Consider the following 571-nt stretch of genomic DNA (forward strand, 5'->3'; position numbering starts at 1 on the left):
CTGCAGCTCGATGGGCAGGCCCACGCGGCCTTCTGCCCGCTCGAGCGACGACCGCCCGAGAGAGACCACGTCCTTCATTCGAGCGCACCCCTGGCGTTGAAGGTGCTGCCGTTGTCGACGAACCCGGCACGTATCACTTGGCCACTGCTGCGCGTGTCCCCGTTGACCACGCGCCTGGCTCGATGCGAGGTCATCTCGAAGTTCGCGATCAGCGCGCGCCGATGTTTGACGGCGACGGCGGCGGCGACGGCTAAGCCAATCACAGCCGTAGAAATAAATTCCGTTCGTACGGCTTTCCATTCCCCAAGAATGAACCTAGCTGGATTTGCCAGCCCTCAGCCAAGCCCAAATCCACCAATCAAAAAAGTGTTCACAAAAACACACACACACAGAAAACCATCCTGGGAAAGACTGGACTGGACTACTTGAGCAGTAGCAGAGCACTCACCCGGGCGTTCAAGTGCCGGGGGTGGCGCACGCCGTCGCGATAAAAGGTACACGTATGTTGGTAAGAGCGTTCTGCTCACAACCCGCGTGGTGGGGCGAACGCAAGTTGGTGGTGAAGTTAATC

1 protein-coding gene is annotated in these 571 nt (G+C 58.8%); it reads left to right on the forward strand.

All coding sequences use genetic code 11. The annotated features are described in order from the left end of the window. On the forward strand, nt 1-254 hold a 254-nt coding region (locus tag AC1QQ2_RS14940), incomplete at its 5' end, for a hypothetical protein (protein WP_479713739.1). Nucleotides 255-571: the final 317 nt, after the last annotated feature.

Source organism: Aestuarium sp., assembly GCF_023253315.1.
GTDB lineage: Bacteria > Pseudomonadota > Alphaproteobacteria > Rhodobacterales > Rhodobacteraceae > Marivivens > Marivivens donghaensis.